The 15,796-nt window shown below is 49.1% G+C and carries 10 protein-coding genes; 4 read left to right on the top strand and 6 right to left on the bottom strand.

The features are described 5' to 3' along the window. Positions 1-8 precede the first annotated feature (8 nt). Together MUB35_RS26810 and MUB35_RS26805 are read right to left on the bottom strand one after the other, a co-directional pair. Positions 9-2,255, bottom strand: a complete 2,247-nt coding sequence (locus MUB35_RS26810) for a xanthine dehydrogenase family protein molybdopterin-binding subunit (protein WP_244807120.1) — start codon at positions 2,253-2,255, stop codon at positions 9-11. After that, on the bottom strand, positions 2,242-2,733 hold the full coding sequence (locus MUB35_RS26805; protein WP_103732039.1) for a (2Fe-2S)-binding protein: 492 nt from the start codon (positions 2,731-2,733) through the stop codon (positions 2,242-2,244). The genes MUB35_RS26810 and MUB35_RS26805 overlap by 14 nt, the downstream gene beginning before the upstream one ends. 141 nt (positions 2,734-2,874) lie before the next feature. Here MUB35_RS26805 and MUB35_RS26800 point away from each other — a divergent pair, with 141 nt between their 5' ends. Both MUB35_RS26800 and MUB35_RS26795 read left to right on the top strand, forming a co-directional pair. Beyond that, positions 2,875-5,061 carry a BTAD domain-containing putative transcriptional regulator gene (locus MUB35_RS26800; protein WP_187370515.1) on the top strand — a complete coding sequence of 729 codons (2,187 nt, stop codon included), beginning with the start codon at positions 2,875-2,877 and terminating at the stop codon, positions 5,059-5,061. Between the two features lie 75 nt (positions 5,062-5,136). Further along, entirely contained in the window at positions 5,137-6,648 is a 1,512-nt protein-coding gene (locus MUB35_RS26795; protein WP_103732037.1) for an HAL/PAL/TAL family ammonia-lyase, read from the top strand. A 61-nt stretch (positions 6,649-6,709) separates the two neighbouring features. Here MUB35_RS26795 and MUB35_RS26790 read toward each other — a convergent pair whose 3' ends face one another. The 4 genes from MUB35_RS26790 to MUB35_RS26775 all read right to left on the bottom strand — a co-directional run bounded on the left by MUB35_RS26790 (position 6,710) and on the right by MUB35_RS26775 (position 11,589). Then, positions 6,710-8,479, bottom strand: a complete 1,770-nt coding sequence (locus MUB35_RS26790; protein ID WP_103732036.1) for an oleate hydratase — start codon at positions 8,477-8,479, stop codon at positions 6,710-6,712. A gap of 140 nt (positions 8,480-8,619) precedes the next feature. Next, complete coding sequence (locus MUB35_RS26785; protein WP_033140346.1) at positions 8,620-9,186, bottom strand: TetR/AcrR family transcriptional regulator; 567 nt, start codon at positions 9,184-9,186, stop codon at positions 8,620-8,622. Between the two features lie 24 nt (positions 9,187-9,210). Continuing rightward, a complete protein-coding gene (gene aroA / locus MUB35_RS26780) occupies positions 9,211-10,482 on the bottom strand; it encodes a 3-phosphoshikimate 1-carboxyvinyltransferase (RefSeq protein WP_244807119.1) in 1,272 nt (423 codons plus the stop codon). A 9-nt stretch (positions 10,483-10,491) separates the two neighbouring features. Then, positions 10,492-11,589 carry a prephenate dehydrogenase gene (locus MUB35_RS26775; protein WP_244807118.1) on the bottom strand — a complete coding sequence of 366 codons (1,098 nt, stop codon included), beginning with the start codon at positions 11,587-11,589 and terminating at the stop codon, positions 10,492-10,494. Between the two features lie 268 nt (positions 11,590-11,857). Here MUB35_RS26775 and MUB35_RS26770 point away from each other — a divergent pair, with 268 nt between their 5' ends. Together MUB35_RS26770 and MUB35_RS26765 are read left to right on the top strand one after the other, a co-directional pair. Continuing rightward, entirely contained in the window at positions 11,858-13,948 is a 2,091-nt protein-coding gene (locus tag MUB35_RS26770; protein ID WP_244807117.1) for an elongation factor G, read from the top strand. Positions 13,949-14,074: 126 nt separating this feature from the next. Then, positions 14,075-15,667, top strand: a complete 1,593-nt coding sequence (locus MUB35_RS26765; RefSeq protein WP_033140342.1) for a hypothetical protein — start codon at positions 14,075-14,077, stop codon at positions 15,665-15,667. Positions 15,668-15,796 lie beyond the last annotated feature (129 nt).

Below are 15,796 nucleotides of genomic sequence, written 5' to 3'. Positions count from 1 at the left end.
ATCGCTCCTTACTTTTTGTTTGGTTTTATGAAAAAAAATTCAGACAGTGGTATTTTATTGATCTCTCTGCCGGATGCCTGGGATACGGCATCTGCGATGGCAGGTGCTACGGGTACGGTGGTCAGCTCGCCTACACTTTTGGCGCCGAGAGGGCCGGTGGGTTCAAAATTTTCTATATATTCTCCGTGGATTTCAGGCATATCGCATATGAGGGGGACCCGGTATGTCAATAGGTCTGAAGAGATCACCTTGCCTGCATGGCGGCTGTGTTCCAAAGCCTCTGTCAGAGCGTAGCCCACACCCTGTGCCACACCGCCCTCAATCTGGCCGATGACTGTGAGGGGATTAATGGGGGTGCCCACATCCACCACCTCGATCACGTGCCGCAGGATAATGCTGTTGGTCTTCTTTTCGTATTCCGCTTTTACCATACAGACAGCAAAGGGATTGGGACTTTCTTTTGCTTTATAGCTGGAGTTTCCGATGATCACGGCTCCTTTTATACCGAATACTACCTGATGGGCAGCCTCCTCTAAGGTCAGACACAGATTTTCGGAAGGAATATGGAATTTTTTATCCTCCCCGAACGTAATATCTGCGCTGTCATAACAGTCTGATAAAGCATCCGCCAGTTTTTGGATCACATCCTGACAGGCCAGCACTACAGCATTTCCGCTTACATACGTCTGGGAACTGCCGAAGGTTCCTGTATCGTAAGGGGTAATGCCTGTATCAGCCGCTGTGATCTTAACATGGGAAAGGGGAATGCCCAGACACTCCGCGGCAATCTGGGAGAGCATGGTTTCACTGCCCTGTCCGATATCGGCAGAACCGGTTATCAGGCGGATGCCGCCGTCATCGCTTACCAGTATGACGGCAGAGCTCATACCCTCCTTGGAGGAGGGGCCGGAGCCATGGCAGGCAAAGGATACGCCCCATGCCTGCCGGATATCCTCATTATCTGCCAGACCTTCTTTTTCGTCGATCTCCCGCCGGATCTCCTGGCAGCGGCGGGCACATTTTTCAATGCCGCAGCTTGTGACAGCGGAGGCAGCGGCGGGGAACTTCTCACCGGTTTTGACGTGGTTGCGCAGCCGGAAATCCACAGGATCCAGGTGCAGCCTTCTGGCGATCCGGCTCATCATCAGCTCCCGCCCGAAGGTGAGCTGTGAATTGCCATACCCCCTAAAGGCGCCTGCAGTGGGGCCGTTGGTAGCTACAGTGTACCCGTTAAAGAGGTAGTTGGGAATCCTGTACTGGAATTTTCTGCTGGCTGCAGCCACAATAGTGGGAGTGTGGGTGGTGTAAGGGCCTGCGTTCAGATAAAACTCTGTCTGGAAAGCAGTCAAAATCCCTTGTTTTGTCACACCGAATTTTAAATGTGTCTGCATCTCGTGGCGGACAACAGAGGCGTACATCTCTTCCTCCCTGGTGTTAATGAGTTTTACCGGCCTTCGTATCTTTTTTGACAGCAGGGCAGCGGCTGGCTGGTTATGGAGCTGCTGCCTGGCGCCGAAGCCTCCGCCCATAACAGGCTTCACAATACGGATGTCATTTTCTTCCATCTGAAACAGTTCTGCCAGGATCCTGCGTTCCTGGTAAGGGGTCTGGGAGTTGCTCCAGATATTTAATGTCCTGCCGTCGGAAAAATCACAGATACAGGAGGTAGGTTCCATAGCCACATGCTGTGTGGCCGGAGTGTGGAAGTCATCCTCAAAAATATAGTCAGCCTCTTCAAAGCCTTTTTGGGTATCGCCCATACAGGCTTCTCTTACGGCCAGGATATTGTTTTTGGAGATATGAGGCTGGATGGGGGCAGCATCCTTCCTTAAAGCGTCCTTTATGGTATGTACGGAAGGCAGAATGGTGTAGCTGATCTGCACAGCTTTCGCTGCTTTTAAAAGCGCTTGGGGCGTACGGGCTGCAATCGCCAGGATACGGTCTCCTACACAGAGGGGATGCGTGGTGAGTACCTTCTCATCCTTCATAAGCAGCGGGGACGGAGGAGTTCCGGAGCAGTTATAAAAGGTATCGGGAACCTCCCACGGAAGAAGGGCCCCTATGTATCCTTCGGTTTTTTCCGCTTCCGTCAGATCAATGTGTGTTACCTGTGCGTGGGCGTGAGGGCTTCGGATGATCATGCCGTAAACCATTTTGGGCAGGGAAAGATCATCGGTATAAAGAGCTTTTCCGGTAACTTTTGCGGCAGATTCGTGTCTTGGGATTTTGTGTGCTGCGATTTTATATGGATTCATGGGATACCTCCTCTAATTTCCGGGCTGCATTTTTTACGGCTGCCTCAATTTTGGTATAGCCGGTGCATCTGCATATATTTCCGGAGAGCGCACTCCGAATCTGGGAAGTATCAGGGTTTGGAACCTGATCCAAAAGCGCTTTTGTGGACATGATCATGCCCGGTGTGCAGAATCCGCACTGTACAGCACCTTCCTCTATGTAAGCCTGCTGAATGGGATGAAGTTTTTCCGGTGATTCCAGGCCCTCAATGGTTTCAATTACCCCATTGTCTGCCTGCAGCGCCAGTATACAGCAGGAATTTACAGCCTTGTGGTTTAAAAGCACGGTACAGGCTCCGCACTGTTCGCAGCCGCATCCCTGTTTGGTGCCCGTAAGCCCTGCTTTTTCACGGATGACATCGAGAAGCGTGTCTTCCTCCGTGACGGAAAAAACCATGGTTTCCCGGTTGATGGTGAGAGTAATAGTAAAATAATTCATAGAACGGATACCTCCTGCTTTTTTATTTCTATTATGGAATATATTTGTTGAAGTTTTGTTAAAAAAGTGTTGTTGACTAATCGCCTCTGTCTGCCTATGATAAATAAAAGAAGTGTGCAAAACAAAAAGGGAGAGGATGGCATGGAGAAAGTAGAAGTTTTTCTTTTAGGACCCCCCAGAGTTTATATAAATAAGAAAAGATATTTGTTTCCTTATGGAAGAGCTGAGGGCATGTTTTATTATCTGGTCACCAAAGGGTATGAAAATAAGCAGATTTTGGAAGACATCTTTTGGGGAGACAAATATGACGAAGAAAAGGCCAACAGAAACTACAGAAATGCCCTTTATCATATCAGAAAAGCCTTTGGGAAGGATTTTCTGATCACAGACGGAAGGCAGCAGCTTAAGATCAACCCGGAGGCGGATCTGTGGATCGATCTGGAAGAGATGAAAGGGAATCTTGAAATCCTTTCCGGTAAGGAAAATTTCTGGTATTTGGATCATTTTGAAGTAAAAGAGAGCAGCCAGTTTGAAAGTTTTATACGTCAGAAAAGAGTTGAGACTGCAGAGAAAATTTATTCCCTGGCAGAAGAGGAATTGGGCGGAGAGAAATGCAGATTGGATTTGTGTGAGGAGATATGCAAAAATCTCATTTCCATGGATGAGTTCTGCGAAAAATACTATCAGCTTCTCATGAGATTATACGAAAAAGAAGGCCAGGAAAACCGTGCGGAAATGGTTTACCGGGAGCTTAAGTATATATTGGAACAGGAGCTGGATGAGGTGCCCGGAGAGGAGATAACAAGGCTGTGGCAGAAAATCAGCAGCGCAAAAGAGAGGAAAAGTGTACCCGAGGGAGAAAAGCCCAGGTTATACAAGCAGGAAATCCAGTCAGAAATATGTGAAACCCTGCTTAAATGGATATCCATGTTCTGTGACAGGGCGGAATACAGAAAATTAAAATATTTTTCCAATATTGAGGAAGACCTGTTTGTGGAGGGAATCGAATCTCTTGTCCGCCGGGGTATCATTCAGGAGGAGGAGGAGTCCGGCAGAATTTATTATTCCTTTCCGCTTGAGGAGGAGAGGAAAAGGGTATATGAAAGCCTCAGCCTGACAAAGAGAAAGAGTCTCCACAGACTCATGGCGAAGAGGTTTGAAAAGCAGTTTTTTCTGGGGAAAAATGAGGATATTCTGCCTAAGATCAGCTACCACTATTTTAAGAGCCAGGACAGAGAAAAATCAGATTTTTACCTGAAAGAATATCTGAGCAGATATCTGACGATCGCCCACCAGTATTTTCCGGTGCTGCACAATTATGATGTGATGTATAATACGGAAACCTACCTCAATAATAAAAAGCAGATTGCATTCATCTATGAACAGATGGAAAAATATGTGGAAGCATATAAAGAGTCTGTCAACCCGGAGAGCTTTGAAAAGGACCGGCTGGAGCTTTATCTGACCATGTTGGTGCAGTCTTACGTGAAGATACCGGACTACGAAAGATCCTGGGAATACATCAGGCTGCTGGAGGAGCTGCAGGGCATAACAGAAGAGATTCTGAAGCAGAAGGCATTTATCTGTATGGATACTTACCAGGCAGACGAACTGCTTTGTCTGAGTCGTGAGGGTGTGAATCGGGCGGCTGATACATCTGCGGAACAGGGATTCTGGAAGCGGCTTTTGGGAATTGGCTATATCCTTAAAGGGGAAATGGAAAAAGGCCGTCAGGAGCTGCTTCAGGCAGCAGAGATATTCCTGAGTAAAGAGTGGGCAGAGGAATGGGGGGCCAATGCTGCGGTGGCATACAGCTGGCTTGGGGAGATCGGCAGGCTTACAAAGGATTATGACAGTGCCATGGAATACTATAGAAAATCTCTGGATATCAACGCCAATGTCCATAATATCAGCGGCAAGACCCTGCTCTACCTTCATATGGGGAAAGGACTGTTTGATACAGGAAATGACAAGATGGCGGAGCGGTATATAAAAGCCGCTGTGCAGAGCTTTGAACATCTCCACGTAATGTTTAAAAGAAGCAGTGCCTATTCCTATGAAGCGGTTCTGTTATTCAGAAAGGGAGACTTTGAGGGCGGGGCAGTGTACCTGGAAAAAGCCGGGCAGTCTGCTGTATACAGCAGGGACCCCTTTGAACGATGTCTCTACATCAGGATCATCAGTCTGATCACCAAGAGCAGCGCCTGTCCCTGCAGGTGCAGGAAGAGGCTGGAAGAAAACAGACAGGCATTTAGTGAAAAAGAAGAACAGGCAAAAATCCCATCCCTATGGGAAAGAAAATATCTTGACCAATTCTGCATTTTTTAAACAAAATTTAGATGAAAATATCTTATATTTTCAGAAAAACAGCACGGCAGTGCTGGCAGAATGGGAGAGAACACGATGGAGAAAATTATTTTGGATGGAAACAGCCTTACCTTGGACCAGATTTATGAGGTGGTATATGACGGGGCCTGTGTGGAAATCTCAGAGGAGGCTTTGAAACGGGCGGAAAAGGCAAAGCATGTCCTATACCGGATGGTGGACTCGGAAACGCCTGTTTACGGGACAAACAGAGGGGTAGGATGGAACAAGGACAGGAAAGTCTACAATGAGTATTTTGACCAGTATAATAAAAACCTTCTGCGTTCCCATTCTCTTTGCGTACCTCCGTATTGTACGGAGGAGGAAATACGGGCTGTCATGCTGATCCGCCTGAACACAGCTCTGTATGGCTGTGCAGGGCTTTCCACGGAGGTGCTGAAGCGCTACAGGGATTTCCTGAATAAGAGGATACATCCCCTGGTTCCCAGAAGGAGTTCTGTGGGGGAAGCTGACCTGGCGGTCAATGCCATGATCGGCATGTCCATGATCGGAGAAAATGATGTGCTCTATAAAGGCCGGCCCACAGACAGCCTGAAAGCCATGGAAACGGAGGGACTGAAGCCGCTGGTCCTCGGCCCGAAGGACGGTCTCGGAATCGTGTCCTCCAACTCTCAGGCGGCGGCCATGACAGCCCTTCTTCTGAAGGAGGTAAAAGAGCTGACAGCCAACTCCAATCTTATTTACTGTATTGGCCTGGAGGGATTGAACGGACAGATTCAGCAGCTTGACAAAAGTGTGACAGAGGCAAAGGGATTTCCGGAACAGACGGAATGCGCCCGGGAATGTCTGGCTATGCTGGAGGGCAGCTATCTCTTTGACGGCACAGAGGGCAAGGCTCTCCAGGACCCCTTAAGTTTCAGGGATTCCGCTTTTATAAACGGGTCCATACTGGAATGCATCAGACTGCTGGAGATGAGCCTTGAGCAGCATCTGAACCACTCGGATGACAATCCCTGTGTCCTTCCTGATGAGGGGCGGGTATCCGTGAGCTGTAATTTTGAGCCTCTGAATCTGGTGCTGAAGGCAGAGATGCTGAATATAGCCCTGAACCATATGTCAAAGGGTGCGTGCCACAGGATATTGAAGCTGGCTGACCCTGATTTTACAGGGCTTCCCCGGTTTTTATCTCCTGACGGGGGCAAGACGGTCATCGGATATTCCACGATCCAGAAGACGTTTACCTCTCTGGACACAGAGAACCGGTCTCTGGCAAATCCTTCTTCCATGGATTTCCTGGCATTGTCCGGGTATATTGAGGACCATGCTTCCAACGCGGTTCTGGCATTGGAAAAGTCCTTTCAGATCGTGGATAATCTGAGATATATTCTGGGAATGGAGCTGATGCACGCTGCCCAGGCGGTAGATCTCAGGAGAAATTATAAGCTGGGGAAATGTTCCGGAAAGGCATTCAGGGAGTACCGGAAGATCGTTCCGTTTCTGGATCGGGACAGGAAGCTGTCCGTGGATATTCAGAATTCTTACGAGGCGGTAAAAAATAATACACTGCTGAAGGCAGGAGGATGGCTATAGTCCTGTGAAGCGGCAGGGAAAACAGGAGGCAGGTGATGGATTCACCTGCCTCCTGCCTGTCTTAGATAACGTTGTATTCTTTCAGCAGATCTTCGATCACAGTGCCGGAGATCTTCCGCAGGGCTTTCTTTTCCACCAGCTTCATGATCCAGGGCACTTTCATCTCGATAGCTTTCTTACCGTCCAGCATTTTTGAAGTGGCATCCAGAAGCGCGCGGATGTCATAGCAGGAGGCGTAGACTTCCGGAACACCCCGGTCCACATCCAGAAGAGTGTAGACCGCCTCCATGGCTGTCCGCACAGAGTATTCTGTGGTGAATACCGTATCTCTTACTGTATCCGCGAACTGGCCGATAAATGCGAAGTTCACACATCCTTCCGGTACTACCTTGGGTCTGTCACCTGCTGTTCTGGGCATGAAGAAGGCTGTGATATAGGGCATCATGCAGGGGATGCAGCGGGCGGAGTTAGCTGCCATATCCGGTATCTCCTCCACGGGAACGCCCAGATGGTACAGCCATTCCTCCGTGATCTCTCTTCCGGTACATTCCCGCATGGGCTTTTTCACATAATCCCCGGGAACATCCGTGAACAGGCCGTAGACCCAGACTACAAGCTGGTCTTTTGGCTGTTCTTTAAAATGGGGCTGGCGGTTCAGGGTATAGCTCATGAGCCAGGAGGAGTCCTTACAGGTCACAATGCCTCCGGTCACCACTTTGCCGCTGAAAGGGTCACGTTTGCAGACTTTTTGGATATAGGGCGGGATCCTGTCATCCAGTGTGGTGACTGTGGCGGATTCCCAGGTGGTTTTGTCTGTCTCACTGCAGAACTTGTCGGGATTGCCGAAGGAGAGGTCCTGGGCCGCTATGTTCTTCCACAGTTCCCAGCATCCGCCGGGAGTGTCGTTTAACACAGGGGCATGGTCATCATCTCCCAGGCTGGAGTTCTCCGTGCAGCTTCCGTTGGTGACGAAGACCAGGTCGTCGTCCAGCAGGTCAATGCACTCCTCCTGCCCATTATGGATCATCAGAATTTTCCGGGCAGCCTTTTTCTCCGGAGTGATGTCAAAGATCACATTGGTCACTCTGGTGTCATATTGGAAGTGGACCCCGTGGGCTTCCAGATATTTTACCATGGGGAGGATCAGGGATTCATACTGGTTATACTTGGTAAACTTCAGGGCGGACAGGTCGGGAAGGCCGCCGATGTGATGGATGAAACGCTGGATATACAGCTTCATCTCCAGGGCGCTGTGCCAGTCCTCAAAGGCAAACATGGTTCTCCAGTAGAGCCAGAAGTTGGACTTGAAGAACTCCTCTGTAAAGACATCATTTATCTTTTTGTCGTACAGGTCTTCATCCTTTGTGAAGAAGAGCTGCATGATCTCCATGGCGGCTTTGTCACTGAGGGCGAATTTATTGTCTGTGTGGGCATCCTCACCTCTGTTCTCGGTGACACGCATGAGAGAGTAGTTTGGATCCTTTTTATTCAGCCAGTAGAATTCATCCAGAACGGACGCATCCTCTGTTTCCAGGGAAGGGATGGAGCGGAACAGGTCCCAGAGGCACTCAAAATGGTTTTCCATCTCACGGCCGCCCCGGATGATAAAACCTTTCTGGGCATCATGAATGCCGTCACAGGCGCCGCCAGGCAGGGACAACTCCTCCAGAATGTGGATGTGTTCCCCTTTCATCTGCCCGTCCCTCACCAGAAAGCAGGCGGCTGCCAGGGAAGCCAGTCCGGAACCGACCAGATATGCGGATTTGCGGTCAACGCCCTCAGGCTTTACCGGGTGTGCGAATGCTTCATAATTTCCATTGCTGTAATACATATGAATACCTCCTTGTTTGATAGGAATCATTATTTGTTTTTTTATCTGTCTTTACTATAAACGGAGAGAGAAAAGAATGCTATAAACAGAAAATGCGCAGTGTCAAAAGTTTTGACACTGCGCATAAAGTGTATAAAAGATTAATGTTTTTTATCTGTCCGGAACCGTTCCAACGCCCCGGTGATGGTGCCGTGGACTAAGAGGCTTAAGCGGTCAGTCATGGCCTCCGGTTTTTCCTTCATGCCGTTCTCGATCCATTCACAGACCAGACCCACAAAGGCGTATTTGTAAAAGTCCGCAATGAACTGTTTGTCCGCGTCCCGGACAGCCATATCCTCTGCTTTTTCCTCGATAACGCCCAGCAGGAGGCGGTACATCTGCTGAAAGAGAAAATGTTCCAGGTATTCCCGGCTGACAGAATGATATGTGTTCCTGACAAAATTCCGGTTGTTCAGTATATAGGAGAGGATTTGAAGAAAGCCTTCCTGCCAGGTGTCATATGTGGTCTTTTCCCCCAGCCGTTTTTCTGCCTCATTGATGTAGATCCATTCGATCAGGTCATAGATATCCTGAAAGTGGTAGTAAAAGGTCTGGCGGTTCACACCGCAGTCTTCCGAAATGTCCACTACGGTTATCTTTTCCAGGGGTTTTTGTTCCATCAGATGTTTCAGGGACTGGGCAAGGGCCCGCTTGGTAGTCTGCGACATATTCCGCTCCTTTCCTGCGTGTGTTTATCTTTCCAGAAGATCTCTGTAAAATCCCGGGTAGGAGATATCCACACAGTCTGCCTGCAGGATCTCTGTCTCGCCCTTTGCCGCTATGCCGGCCACGGCAAAGGACATGGCGATCCGGTGGTCCAGATGGCTTTCAAGCACAGCTCCGTGAAGCGGCCGCCCTCCCCGGATGATCATTCCGTCCTCTGTTCCTGTGACGTCAGCGCCCATTGCGCTTAGATGGTGTACCAGAATATCCAGACGGTTGGATTCCTTGACTTTCAGTTCCTGCGCGTCCCGGATGACGGTGCGGCCTTCCGCGAAGGCGGCCAGCACGGCAAGAACGGGAAGTTCATCGATAAGTGTGGGAATCTCAGCCCCCTCAATGACAGTTCCTTTTAACGCGCTGTGTCTGACCAGCAGATCTGCCACCGGCTCCCTGCCGTGTTCCCTCTTGTTCAGGATGGCAATGTCAGCGCCCATACGGCGGCATACGCCGAGGATGCCGTCTCTTGTGGGATTGATGCCCACATTTTTGATCAGCAGCTCGGAACCCGGCACCAAAAGGGCGGCAGCGATGAAATAAGCGGCGGAGGAGATGTCTCCCGGCACGGCAACGTCCTGTCCTGTAAGCTTCGGCTCCGGCTGTATGGTCACGGTGCAGTTCTCTGTTTTTATGTCCGCGCCGAAGCTTGCCAGCATACGTTCGGAATGGTCTCTGGAGATATAGGGTTCCGTGACGCTTGTCTCCTTATCCGCATACAGCCCTGCCAGAAGAACACAGGATTTTACCTGAGCGGAGGCCACAGGGGATTCGTAATGGATGCCCTGCAGCCGGCTGCCACGGATCGCAAGGGGAGCACAGCCGTTTTCCCGAAGACTTTTAACATCCGCGCCCATCATGGAGAGGGGAGTGATGATCCGTTTCATGGGGCGCCTGCAGATGGAGGCGTCTCCGGTCAGTGTGCTCTCAAAGGACTGTCCGGCCAGTATGCCGGAGATGAGTCTTGCCGTGGTTCCGCTGTTGCCCACGTCCAGGATATCTGCCGGTGCATGGAGGCCGTGGAGACCGTTTCCGTGCACCAGGATCTCTTCCGGGAATTCTTCAATGGAGATGCCCATTTTCCGGAAGCAGGCAATGGTGGAGAGGCAGTCCGCCCCTCTTAAAAAATTGGTGATCCTTGTGGTTCCCCGGGAGATGGCTCCCAGCATAACTGCGCGGTGGGAGATGGATTTATCTCCGGGTATGGTAACTTCGCCTTTTAAGGCTTCTGTCTTTCTGAATTTCATGGATGGCTCCTAACGTTCATATATGATGTAGTTCCGTTTTCCAAGCTGTTCTGCAGCTCCTTTCTGGGCGTCCTGATCATAGAAGTCGATCTTTAATACACCCTCGTCGAATTCACGGTTATGGATAATGCCGATATTTTTAATACTGATATTATTCATAGACAGGATGGTAGCGATGGTGGCAATGGCACCTGTCTCATCAATGATATCACAGTAGAGGGCATACTCTTTCTTGATCGGACCGCTGGAGGTGTCGCTTATGGAATCCCTGTACTCCCTGGAATCCTGAAACATCTGATACAGGCCTTCCCCGTCCCGCTGGTCCACCAGATATTTTGCCTGTACGATCAGGCGGATGAACTCATCCAGGACCTGGGAAATGTTATCCGGGTTTTCCATGCAGATCTGCTGCCACATATGGGGGGAGGAGGAAGCAATCCTGGTAATGTCCTTAAATCCCCCCGCGGCAATGGACTTCATATGTTCGGATGGGGAATCCAGTTTATTCACCAGATTCACAAGGGCAGCTGCCACCACATGAGGGAGATGGCTGACCGCGGCGGTAATGTAGTCATGCTCCTCCCAGGTCAGTATCATAGGCAGGGCGCCGATGGAAGTCACAAGCTCTGTGTAGACACCTATCTTATCAAGCCCTACCTCCTCGGAAGGAGTAAGGATATAGTAAGCATTTTCAATCAGATGGTCTGTGGAGTGCTCATAGCCGGTCTTCTCGCTTCCCGCCATGGGGTGTCCGCCGATAAAATTGGGGGCCATGGAGAGCGCGGTGATCTCCTTATGTATCTCACCTTTCACACTTCCCACATCAGTCAGAATGCAGCCCGGCCTTATGATCTGCTTCAGCCAGGGGAGACATTCTATATTATAGTCCACGGTGGCGCATAGGAAAATGATATCACAGAGGGCGAATTTGGAATCATGCTCATCACAGGCAATATCCACAATACCGTCAAAGACGGCGTCCTCCAAAGTGTCCCTGGTCCGGTTGTAGGCCAGAATCTGGTATTCCGGATGAAATTTCCGGATGGCTTTGGCTATGGAACCGCCGATCAAACCGAGACCAATAAAGCCAATCGTAGTTGTTTCCATTGAAATATGCTCCTTCTTCTTATTGTGACAACAGAAAACCTGCAGCGAAGCTTCTGTCGTTAATAAACAGCGGGTTTTTATGTCCGCCAAACAGTATTATTTTATGACAAGGAGCGCCAATTGTCAACGATTTTGCGCTTTAAAGCGTTGCACTGTAATTTTGACCAATAAAAGAGAAAAATTTCTTGTCTAATTTGAATAAAATACTTGAATTGTTGCTATCTTTTTAGTAAAATATATACATATCAAAAATTGGGAGGTATTACATATGGACGTTTTCAGAAGCGACAGAATAAGAAATGTGGTCCTGCTCGGTCATGGCGGTGCCGGAAAGACAAGTCTGGTGGAGGCAATGGCTTACTTGTCAGGTATTACGAACCGCTTGGGAAAGGTAACAGATGGTAACACGGTAAGTGATTATGATAAAGAGGAGATTAAAAGAAAATTCTCAATTTCGACATCTGTGGTTCCGATTCAATGGGGGAAAGTAAAAATTAATGTACTGGACACCCCGGGCTATTTCGACTTTGTAGGGGAAGTGGAGGAAGCAGTTGCAGCAGCCGATGCGGCGATCATTGTGGTTTCAGGTAAAGCAGGCGTACAGGTAGGGACACAGAAAGCCTGGGAGATGTGTGAAAAATACAATCTTCCCCGCATGTTCTTTGTAACAGAGATGGATGTGGACAATGTAAGCTACAGAAAAGTAGTGGAAAGCCTGACAGAACTGTACGGAAAGAAAATCGCGCCGATCCATATGCCGATCCGTGAGAATGAAGAATTCGTAGGCTATGTAAACATCGTGAAACAGGCCGGAAGAAGATACATCGACAGAGGTCAGAAAAAAGAATGTCCGGTTCCTGAGTATCTGCAGGATTATCTGGAGCAGTATCATGACACATTGATGGAATCCGTAGCGGAGATCAGTGAGGAATTCATGGACCGCTACTTTGCAGGGGAAGAATTCTCCGTGGCAGAGGTTTCCGCAGCCCTGAAGATGAATATTTCAGACGGCAGCATCATCCCGGTATGTATGGGCTCCACGGTGAACGTGCAGGGCGTTGCCAACCTGCTGGATGATATCTGCGGCTATTTCCCAAGTCCGGATCAGAAGACATGCGCAGGCATGAATGCCAAGACAAATGAGATTTACCAGGCGAACTATGACTTTGCAAAAGCAAAATCCGCATACGTGTTCAAGACCATTGTGGATCCGTTCCTGGGTAAATATTCCCTGGTCAAGGTCTGCTCCGGTGTTATCAAAGGCGATGACACCTTATACAATGTGACCAAGGATTCCGAAGAGAAATTAAATAAACTGTACGTGCTGGAAGGCTCCAAACCCATTGAGGTGCCGGAACTCCACGCAGGCGATATCGGTGCCATTGCCAAACTGAACACCGTAGCCACAGGAGATACCCTTTCCACAAAGAGCACACCCATCGTATTCGGCAAGACCGAGATTTCCGTTCCGTATACATACAAACGCTATAATACGGTGAACAAGGGCGATGATGACAAGGTTTCCCAGGCCCTCTCCAAGATGATGCAGGAAGATCTGACTCTGCGTGTGGAGAATGATTCCGCCAACCGCCAGACACTGATCTACGGGATCGGTGAGCAGCACCTTGACATTGTGGTGAGCAAACTGAAAGAGCGTTATAAAGTGGACATTGAACTTTCCAAACCGAGAGTTCCGTTCCGCGAGACAATCCGCAAAAAAGCCGATGTGGAAGCAAAATATAAGAAACAGTCCGGCGGACATGGTCAGTACGGTCACGTTAAGATGACATTCGAGCCTTCCGGAGATCTGGAGAAGCCTTATGTATTTGAGCAGATCGTAGTGGGCGGCGCAGTTCCCAAGAACTACTTCCCGGCAGTGGAGAAGGGTGTACAGGACTCTGTGATAAAAGGACCTCTGGCTGCCTATCCGGTAGTGGGTGTGAAGGCTGTGCTCTATGATGGTTCCTATCATCCGGTAGACTCCTCTGAGATGGCGTTCAAGACAGCCGCTGTCCAGGCATTTAAGAAGGGCTTCATGGAAGCCTCACCGGTTCTGCTGGAGCCGATCGTATCCATGAAGGTAACCGTTCCGGATAAATACACCGGTGATGTTATGGGAGATCTGAACAAACGCCGCGGCCGTGTGCTGGGCATGAATCCTGATCCGGACCATAAGGGATGCACCGTGGTGGAGGCAGATGTGCCTATGCTTTCCATCTATGGATACTCCACAGACCTGCGCTCCATGACAGGCGGAAGCGGTAACTTCGCTTTTGAATTCTCACGCTATGAGCAGGCTCCTTCTGATATCCAGGAGAAAGAGATCGCAGCCCGCGCAAGTGCGGAAGAGAACGAATAATCTGATATTTTTGCCCCGGAAACTGAAAGATTCGGTTTTCCGGGGCTTTTTCATGAAAAAAACTTGTAACCCGCCTTTTCTCATGGTAAACTGTTCCCTAAGCTAAAGAAAGGATTTGATAAAAGTATGAAGAAAAAAATTGCGGCGGGTCTTGCTGTGGTAGTTCTGGCATTCCTCTATTACTATTTTACTCTGCCGGCCATCAACATTCACGAGAGTGGATTCTGGTTCTTCCTGGTCGCCATTGTAGTGGTGATACTGGCAGTATACGGAATCAGGAAACGCTTCCACAGTGTGGGGGACGTAAAAAAGAACAAGGTGATGAAGGGCGGACTGCTGGTGATCGGAGCGATCATTGTTGTGTACGCCATCGGAAGCCTGCTGTCATCCCCCATTATCAATGCCAACAAGTATCAGAAGATTGTTATCCCCGAAGAAAGAGATTTTACAGAAGATATTGAGGAAATCAGCTACAACCAGATTCCTCTTCTCGATAAAGATTCCGCAGGACTTCTGGGAAACAGAAAGATGGGAAGCATGGTGGATATGGTCTCCCAGTTTGAGGTCAGTGATATCTACTCACAGATCAATTACCAGGGACAGCCTTACCGGGTGACCCCTCTTGTCTACGCCAGCCCCATCAAATGGCTGACGAACCAGAAAGAGGGCATTCCGGCCTATATCCGAATCGATATGGCAACCCAGAATACAGAGCTTGTGAAACTGGATGAGGGTATCAAATATTCCGAGTCCGAATATTTCAACAGAAATATTTACAGGCATCTGCGGTTCAATTATCCCACATATATGTTTGACCAGCTCAGCTTTGAGATCAACGATGAGGGAGTTCCTTATTGGATCTGTCCGGTAAAGAAATTCAACATTGGCCTTTTCGGCGGACAGACCATCGGCAAGGTGGTCCTCTGTAATGCCATCACCGGAGAGACAACAGAATATAACATAAAAGACTGTCCCCAGTGGGTGGACCGTGCCTATCCGGCAGATCTTCTGATCCAGCTCTATAACTATCACGGAATGCTGAAAAACGGATTTTTCAACAGCGTTCTGGGACAGAAAGGCTGTCTCAAAACAACAGACGGCTATAATTATCTGGCGCTGGAGGACGACGTGTGGGTATACACAGGCATTACCTCTGTCAGCGGCGACCGCTCCAATGTGGGATTTGTGCTGATGAACCAGCGTACCATGGAGACCAGGTATTATTCCTGTGCCGGCGCGGAGGAGTATTCCGCTATGGAGTCCGCGGAAGGTCAGGTACAGAACTTAAAATATACGGCAGCCTTCCCGCTGCTTCTGAATATTTCCGGGGAGCCCACATATTTTATGGCTCTGAAAGACGGCGGAGGTCTGGTTAAGAAGTACGCAATGGTCAATATCCAGAAATACCAGAATGTAGCCATCGGAGATACCGTGGCAGAATGTGAGAAAGCCTATGTGAAGCTGCTGGCTGCCAACGGGATTTCCTCCGGCACCGAGACACTCACTTCCCAGACCGTATCCGGTAAGATCAAGCGGGTGGCCCAGGCCGTCATGGATGGAAATTCCCACTTCTATGTGGTGCTGGAGAACAAGGATCTGGTGTTTGATTTTCCGGTTACAGAATATCCTGAAATTATAAAATATGACGTGGGAGATACCCTTACCATTGAATACACGGAAGGGGAGCCGGCCTGTACGGTGCTCTCACTGGAAGAATAGGATTTTTTTGGTTACTGTTCAGAGGTATGCATAAGTCATTGTAAAAAATGACGAAATTTATTTTTTTATTTTGTGGATAACCATTCGCGGCAGGAAAAACTGTGTTTATAGTTTTTCCTGCTGTTCTTT

It is taken from the genome of Blautia sp. NSJ-175 (assembly GCF_022867815.1).
Taxonomy (GTDB): domain Bacteria; phylum Bacillota; class Clostridia; order Lachnospirales; family Lachnospiraceae; genus Blautia; species Blautia celeris.
The sequence above is the reverse complement of the archived record's forward strand: the minus strand, read 5'-3'. Positions and strand labels throughout refer to the sequence as shown.

What these genes read in the sequence shown, in the direction of transcription:
- MUB35_RS26810 (WP_244807120.1), bottom strand. Translation starts at nt 2,255, where the DNA reads ATGAATCCATATAAAATCGCAGCACACAAAATCCCAAGACACGAATCT.
- MUB35_RS26805 (WP_103732039.1), bottom strand. Translation starts at nt 2,733, where the DNA reads ATGAATTATTTTACTATTACTCTCACCATCAACCGGGAAACCATGGTT.
- MUB35_RS26800 (WP_187370515.1), top strand. Translation starts at nt 2,875, where the DNA reads ATGGAGAAAGTAGAAGTTTTTCTTTTAGGACCCCCCAGAGTTTATATA.
- MUB35_RS26795 (WP_103732037.1), top strand. Translation starts at nt 5,137, where the DNA reads ATGGAGAAAATTATTTTGGATGGAAACAGCCTTACCTTGGACCAGATT.
- MUB35_RS26790 (WP_103732036.1), bottom strand. Translation starts at nt 8,479, where the DNA reads ATGTATTACAGCAATGGAAATTATGAAGCATTCGCACACCCGGTAAAG.
- MUB35_RS26785 (WP_033140346.1), bottom strand. Translation starts at nt 9,186, where the DNA reads ATGTCGCAGACTACCAAGCGGGCCCTTGCCCAGTCCCTGAAACATCTG.
- aroA (WP_244807119.1), bottom strand. Translation starts at nt 10,482, where the DNA reads ATGAAATTCAGAAAGACAGAAGCCTTAAAAGGCGAAGTTACCATACCC.
- MUB35_RS26775 (WP_244807118.1), bottom strand. Translation starts at nt 11,589, where the DNA reads ATGGAAACAACTACGATTGGCTTTATTGGTCTCGGTTTGATCGGCGGT.
- MUB35_RS26770 (WP_244807117.1), top strand. Translation starts at nt 11,858, where the DNA reads ATGGACGTTTTCAGAAGCGACAGAATAAGAAATGTGGTCCTGCTCGGT.
- MUB35_RS26765 (WP_033140342.1), top strand. Translation starts at nt 14,075, where the DNA reads ATGAAGAAAAAAATTGCGGCGGGTCTTGCTGTGGTAGTTCTGGCATTC.